Genomic DNA, 7431 nt, shown 5'->3' with positions numbered 1-7431 from the left:
TTTATGGATCTGCATTCAATCGTCGAGACAACCAAGAAGCACGGCAACTCGCCCTACAACGCAATCCTCGCCCTTTTCTAAACGGCGACTACATCGGCGCGTCCGCTGAATAGTTACTTCTCCCTGCAATTATAGTTAAAGTCTGTTAAAGTTTACCCTTCTTGGAGCGGACGGGTAGGTTGAATGGCTGCGAATGATGATGAATGATAACAAATTAGATACTGATAATCAATACATTGCAATATCAGTGTTATAGATATGTGTATTCCGTAACACGCATAACACACAATAATTCAGCAAATTATGATGGGTGTGGTGACTAATGTGGTGACTTGGAGGGGTATGGATGAAAGAAAGACCGCTAACTCATTGAGAATTAGCGGTTTTATGTGGTGCCACCAGCAATATAAATGTTAAATTATTATCAATCGGATTAAATTCAATTATATACTAATATACTGATATTAAGCCGAATTAAACAATTTTCAATTTAGGCATATAGCGGCTGTTTTAGAAATTATAGTGACTATTGTAGTGACTATTCAGGAAAAGTCACTAACTTTGCAGTGTCCGATTCATAAGGGAATCGAACCTTGGATTCTATGGCAAAATCTCTTTCCCGGTTCTTCATCCGCAAGCAGGACGAGAAGAACGAAATCGCAACTCTTTTCTTTAGGGTGCAGAACAAGAAACACAAAGTCGATACGCTCTTTTCCTCTCAGATACGTGTGAATGTTGCGGAGTGGAAAGAGGCTTTGTCGTGTCCTGAAAAATGGATGCGACATCAAAGGGCGAACTTCAATCTACACGACTCTCTCAATAGGATTGAACTGGTAGTGAAGTCGGAAGTCGAAGGCATGTCTTTCGATAAGTCACATGTTGAGGCCGAGATCCTCTCTATCGCCAATCCGAAGAAAGCAGAAGCCATAATGAAAGCTAAGCGTGAAGAGGAGGAACGGCAACGCGAGGAAGAACGCATAAAGGAAGAGCAGGAGCGTCTGATAAAGGAGAGCATCGATGCTGAACGCGCCAAAATATGGAACTTCATAGACCGATTTTGCAACGAAATCAAGAGCGGTGCCAGGCTTAATGGTCATGATAGATATGCGCCCGGCACTGTGAAGGCATGGAATAGCTTTAGGAAGCTGTATGACTTGTTTGACAGAAAGCATCGCTACACATGGCATGATGTAGACCGTGCATTCGTCACCAAATTCCTGAATTTTATGGAGAAGAAAGATTATATGGTGACTGCGCAGAATAAATACCTGGTCGATCTACGAGCAATCATCAGCTATGCCTATGCCGACGGAATACACAACAATGATCGCGCCCTGCAATATTTCGCAAAAAAGAAAATTGAAGAGAAAGACAAGGCTATTGAAATATACCTTACCGAAGCAGAGCTTCAGGCATTGTATGAAATGCCACTGTCAGGCAAGCAGGAAGAGGTGCGCGATATATTTCTTGTCGGGTGCTACACCTGTCAGCGCGTGAGCGATTACAACGACATTGACAAGGATTGTTTCACCACTACTGCCAAAGGAACACCGGTAATACGCCTCATTCAGAAGAAAACCCGCAACGAGGTAAAGATTCCTATAATGAATCCCAACCTAAAGGCTATATGCGAAAAATACAACTACAATCTCCCCTATATTGTTGACGTGATACTCAACCGCTACATAAAGGAGATTCTGAAGGAGTTGTCCGATAAAGTGCCCGGCTTAGCCAAGATGGTAGTAACCAAACTTACTCAAAAGCAGAAGAAACTGGTGGAGGACGGCAAGCTCGTTGTCGAGCACAACGAAAAGGGAGAGGTGATAATGCCTCGCTACAAGTGCGTGACAACCCACACAGCCCGCCGTAGCGGAATCACCAACATGTACCTAACCCACAAATACTCCATAGTCCAGATGATGCACGTCAGCGGCCACAAGACACAAAAGACCTTTATGGACTATATCAAACTCTCCTCGGACGAAATCGCCGACGAGATAGACGCAATCGCTAATGGCGCAAAATCCGAAGTATTTTGACTATTATTCTCGGGAACAGCTACAAATCAAAATATAAATTGTAATTTTGAATATGGAAACAAATAATTCACAGCTCTTAATCTATCAGGCGCCGGACGGAAATATGTCGATTGATGTGACAGTTCAGAATGATACCGTATGGCTGAGCCAAGGGCAGATGGCCGAACTCTTTGACAAAGATCAGTCAGTTATTGCCCGCCACATCTCTAATGTTTTCAAGGAAGGCGAGCTGGAGAAAGAGAGTAATATGCAAATTTTGCATAATACTCTGTCGAAGTACAAACCGACTCAGGTTTACAGCCTTGATGTTATTATCTCTGTTGGCTATCGCGTTAAATCCAAACGTGGTACTCAATTCCGCATCTGGGCAAATAAGATATTGAAGCAGTATCTTCTTCAAGGCTATGCCATAAACGAGCGGATAGCTGCACAGAAATATGACGAGCTTAGTCAGTTGATAAAAGTGCTCGGCCGCACAATCCAAAATCAGGAAAGGCTTACGGAGGACAGCCGTTCATTGCTCGATGTTGTTGTCGATTACACATACGCCCTCGACACTCTTGACCGCTACGACTATCAGGAACTGAAGATCGAGGACACCACTTGTAAAGAGTCGTTTCATGCCACTTACGAAAACGCCATGGAAGTCATCCGCGAGTTACATGAGAAATTCGGTGGCAGCACATTGTTCGGCAACGAAAAGGACGATTCCTTCAAAAGCTCCATCGGTCAGATTTACCAGACCTTCGGTGGCGTTGACCTATATCCCTCAGTGGAGGAAAAAGCTGCCATGCTCCTGTACCTTGTTACCAAAAACCACTCATTCAGCGACGGCAACAAACGCATTGCCGCAACTCTATTCCTGTGGTTTCTCAACGGCAACGGCATTCTCTACAATGAGGATGGCACCAAACGCATTGCCGACAACACCCTCGTCGCCATTACCCTTATGATAGCAGAAAGTCGCACTGAGGAAAAGGACACAATGGTAAAAGTCATCGTCAACCTAATCAACAAGAACAACTGAGGATAAGACGAAACAACACCCGAAATATGCACGGCTTAACGATTTCATGCCGAGGATTGACCTGTCGGTGCTGAATGATTATGTAACGGCTAATCTCTGCGCTGATTTTCATACTCGTTTGGGACATTTGTCACACCTAATGTCGATTATTAGTTGTAACTTTGCTTAATTACAGATAATAGACTCAAATGAAACTGCTAAGAGCCTTATTCTACCAATATTATTGGTGGCAGATGCGACAGGAACAGGATGGATTCTTCGTTCCTCTGTTGGCTGTGCTCAGTGTCCTGTGTCCGATTTTTGGGATAATCGGTTTTGTAATGTTTTCGGCTGATGTTACAGATATTATTGATTTGAAGAAATTTGATGTGAAAATATTAATTTCAGCCATGTTCATTCTCGAACTCGCCGCTTTATGGTGGTTGCTTTTGCGAAAGAAACGATATAGAGTGATAATCTGCGAGCATGATGTCTATAATATTTCTGCGTATCGACGGCTCGCGGTGATATATCCAATTCTATCTGCAACACTTTTCTTTATTGGACTATATATCGGTTATCTACATAATTCGGCAGCGATAAACCAATGATTATTAGCGTATGAATCGCCACATCAGTAAATCTCAGCGACAAGGGTTCATAATCCTGATGATATGCTCGGCTATAATGCTTGGCATAGGAATTTATATGTTTGTGGCTGATTTCCATTCGACAAGCATCGTAACGGGATGGCGCTCCAATCCTTCCGAGCAAACTATATCATGGCAAACTCCGGTATTCGGAGCGATCGTCATGCTCATATTGGGTATTCTAATCAAAATAGACAGGCACAAATTACCGAAAATGGACATCCAAGGCAAACGCACTTTCGTATTTGAAAAGATAACGGATTATCTGAAAGATAATGATTTCAAGAAACGAGGCAATCATTTCTTCAAAAGCAATGGTTCGATAGGTTATTGTGTGAACATTCAAAATGATAAATGGAATGATGCCAATCAAATCCGCTTCACATTGAATGTCGGTATATTTACAGGTGCTTTTTGGCTGGAGCATGAAGATTACAAACACACAGGGATTGTACCCTCTTTCCCTAAGGAATATGAGTGTGCTATCCGGTATAGAATCGGCGGCTTGCTTACGGTCAAAGAGGATAAATGGTACTGTATCACCTCAGGCACGGATGTCATGAAACTAAGGAGCGAAATAGAGCGCGACCTAACAGAATATATATTGCCATTCTTTGCCCGTTACAACACTGAGTCCGATGTCATACCCAATCAATTTATCTACCGGAAAGGAGGCAAGCGATGAAAAGGTGTCAGAAAATAGTATCATATTCCATTGCCATAGGCTTTGTAATAATAATTGTGCTATCTATTTGTGGTATCATTCTTATGGGATATAGCACAGCTGATCATAGGATAAGCGATATTAAACAAAACCTTGACAGTATAATAAGCAGAATTGAATCGTATAACGTATCTAATCATACGTTGCCGGAAGCAATGTCTCAATTAAACTTTAAGCAAACTATCAACGGCTATTTATATGAGGGGAACATGGGCATAGATATTCGTTTCAGATATTATAATTTATCTGATGGCAGTTATTTGGTAGAAGTTTTCAATGAAGAGGAAGATTCTATTATAAACCAATTTTATAGTCCTGCTCATCAGTGGGAAAACGAACCGGATAATATGGTATGGTTCAAAATTGAAACAAAAGCCTATGAGTTATCCCAAATAAAGAAAATCCATGACATATTAAATCCGGTATCATCTTATAGGTTCAGCATACCTTTTACATTGGATAGCGTTACAAGGAACGACAATATATTAAGTATATTGTCGGATATTACAATACATTGTGATTCGATCGGATATCTGACAATTAAATCTCCTGATAAGCAAACACGAATGGAAGGCTGGACAGCATTTGATAGGTATGTATATCCTGCTGAATATTTAGGGTGTATGTTTGGAGAATGGAAATATTATGACGGTCAAGGCAATTGCTACCGTAAGTTTTGGAACTATAAAGAAAACGACAGATTGATATATGAAACTGACCGATAAACAATTTTGGATATTGCTGATTGTGATGGTGTATGCTTCTGTTGCGTCCGCACAAACAGTTTTCTCTGTGGAGAAAATAAGCGAAACGGAATATGTTAAAGCCGAAAGAGAGTGTTCGCGCTATAATGTCATTCCGGCTGATACCATTGCCGATAATGATATTGTTTCTATGGTATTGAAGGAATCGCAAGCTAAATTTGAACGTCTTGATTCTGCTTGGCAACAAGAAATATATGCTATTTATGATAACTCGGATTTTGGTTTTAACAAACGATGGCTAACATTTCTGCCTGAACTGAAATTATATGGTTTCAATATCCCTGAATCGCCGCATGACGATGCAATATGGTGGTTTGATTCTGAGAACGGTAAATATATCTGTCGCGCGGCTTGTCCCACGGCGATAAACACCAATGGGATTTATGTGTCGCAGGTCGGTTATGATTGCGACTGGCCCTTAGATTTGAGATTCTTTCGTCGCGAAGGAAACTTCATATATGAATTTGAGTCATACAAGAGTCTTCAATACAGTGGTGAAGGACCTTATTGTCAGACCGAAGAATCCGGGCTTAGCACTATCTTCTGGCATGACAACAATACGTTGTATGTGAAAACCATCGACCATAAACGTCAAGAATCGGTATATCTAAAAATCAAAGTTCAGCAGACCGTCAGGGACATGCTTGAAAACGTAATGCCAAACAAAGCTGTTAGACCGGCTCCGATAAAATCTGTCAGGGATAATAAAAAAGAAGGCAAGCATTGAAACTGATTTATCGGGCGAAATGGATAATTGTAGTATTGTTCGCGATTACGTTCTTCTTTTCTTTCGCTGTTCTTTTTGCCGGAGGGTCTACTAAGATTAATTGGTGTCTGTTGGTCGCAAATATATTGCTGATATTCTTACAGACGGAAAATGTGGTCTTTGCGTTCAGGAGCAAGTATAAAGAGATCGGAGCCGCTTTGCTTGTAATTCTTTTTATATATCATGAGTTGGAATTATACCATTAAAGCATTAACAACCGGTTTTGAATGAATAAATCATTATATATCACTGCAATTGTCGGTAATTTTATATTGCTGGTTTACGCTGCTGTCCTTATTGTCGGGATAAGTGGTGGGTGGCTTGACGGTAAGTTATGGCTGCACTCTGATGTGGCTAAAGTAGCACAGCTACTGCTTATGGCTTCGGCGATGGGATTGTTGTTTGCCAATATCCGTATTAGCCGTGTACGATACGGTGGCAGGTATCTGTCATTGATACTCTGCGGAAACTTCTTTGTCAATCCCTTCCTGAGTTTATATTTCCTGAGCGGCAAGGCAGACGGCAAACAGGCATCGGAGACATTTCCAAAGCGCAAGGTCTATCTATTCCTTCGCAATGTGCAACTGTTTTGGCTGCTATATACATTAGCGGCAGTGTTCTATACGCCACTGATTGACTCGAAAATAGGCGGTATATTTTATATCGCTTTGATTATCGCTGTCTCTGTGTTCATACAACGCAATATAGCAATAGCCATAAAACAAGACACGCCCGGATATATATTGCTAAACGTGTGGTTCTGTTTTTTCTACGCCCCGATTTATTCACGACGCGTCCTTAAAAACAACTGGTTATGAAAAACAAAGAGGGAATCCGCGTTAATCAGATAAAACACAGGTATTATGAATAAGTGGCAGAAGATATTGTTGGTAGCTTTTCATGCCGTGATGCTGGTGCTGTTCCTCTTTATGGTGTTGAAAGGCTTGCAGTTGCGTTGGCGGTTGGGATATGTACTGTTTTGGATGACTGCTCTGTCAGGTTGTGCGGTATATTTCATTCGCGGTAAAAAGCGGTGTATAAATACTATCTCTCGGATATATGCCTTTTGTTGGATACTTCTCTCGATTGCAGGCATAATCTTTACATTCCTGACATTTGATGCCGTGTATTGCGAAACGGACAAATATATCATGAAGGAACCGTCGGTAATTATAGGGTTCGACAGTGCCATTCTTTATGAGAAGAAGGGTCTGCTTGAAGTAGAGAAACAGCGATATAAGTTTGTTCATCCAAAATCCTTCACTCCATTGGACTCCATCGGGGCGATTGTGATTTACGGAGATTTCGACAATGGCGAAACAACAGATGATGGCGTGGCAATACTCCCTCTTGACGATTCGTTTGATAAAGAAAAACACTAGTGTCCCATAAAAATGGGAGCTAGTTAAAAATTAAATAAATTTGGTCCACTTGGGTCGTAGAGAACATTGAAATTTTGAGATTTAGTTTTGTCGAAGAGAT

General features: G+C 41.3%; 7 protein-coding genes. All 7 read left to right on the top strand.

The features are described from left to right. Positions 1–602 precede the first annotated feature (602 nt). The 7 genes from QGT73_RS16485 (at position 603) to QGT73_RS16455 (ending at position 7331) form a co-directional block, all read left to right on the top strand. Positions 603–2039 (top strand): tyrosine-type recombinase/integrase, encoded by a 1437-nt coding sequence (locus tag QGT73_RS16485; protein ID WP_280123160.1) that lies wholly within the window; start codon positions 603–605, stop codon positions 2037–2039. Positions 2040–2091: 52 nt separating this feature from the next. Further along, complete coding sequence (locus QGT73_RS16480; protein ID WP_280123159.1) at positions 2092–3066, top strand: virulence RhuM family protein/type II toxin-antitoxin system death-on-curing family toxin; 975 nt, start codon at positions 2092–2094, stop codon at positions 3064–3066. 600 nt (positions 3067–3666) lie between these two features. Continuing rightward, positions 3667–4380, top strand: a complete 714-nt coding sequence (locus tag QGT73_RS16475) for a DUF4304 domain-containing protein (protein ID WP_280123158.1) — start codon at positions 3667–3669, stop codon at positions 4378–4380. After that, entirely contained in the window at positions 4377–5144 is a 768-nt protein-coding gene (locus tag QGT73_RS16470; RefSeq protein ID WP_123483795.1) for a hypothetical protein, read from the top strand. Before QGT73_RS16475 ends, QGT73_RS16470 begins: the two co-directional genes overlap by 4 nt. Continuing rightward, the gene (locus QGT73_RS16465) at positions 5128–5910 is read left to right on the top strand and encodes a hypothetical protein (RefSeq protein ID WP_124031246.1); all 783 of its coding nucleotides are present in this window, start codon (positions 5128–5130) and stop codon (positions 5908–5910) included. The genes QGT73_RS16470 and QGT73_RS16465 overlap by 17 nt, the downstream gene beginning before the upstream one ends. Before the next feature lie 266 nt (positions 5911–6176). After that, positions 6177–6767: a hypothetical protein gene (locus tag QGT73_RS16460; protein ID WP_123483797.1), complete on the top strand. Its 591-nt coding sequence runs from the start codon at positions 6177–6179 to the stop codon at positions 6765–6767. Between the two features lie 45 nt (positions 6768–6812). After that, the gene (locus QGT73_RS16455) at positions 6813–7331 is read left to right on the top strand and encodes a hypothetical protein (protein ID WP_124031247.1); all 519 of its coding nucleotides are present in this window, start codon (positions 6813–6815) and stop codon (positions 7329–7331) included. The last annotated feature ends 100 nt before the right edge of the window (positions 7332–7431 follow it).

The organism is Duncaniella muricolitica (assembly GCF_910574735.1).
Lineage (GTDB): Bacteria > Bacteroidota > Bacteroidia > Bacteroidales > Muribaculaceae > Duncaniella > Duncaniella muricolitica.
Note: the sequence above shows the minus strand (reverse complement) of the source record. Positions and strands in the feature narration are given on the sequence as shown.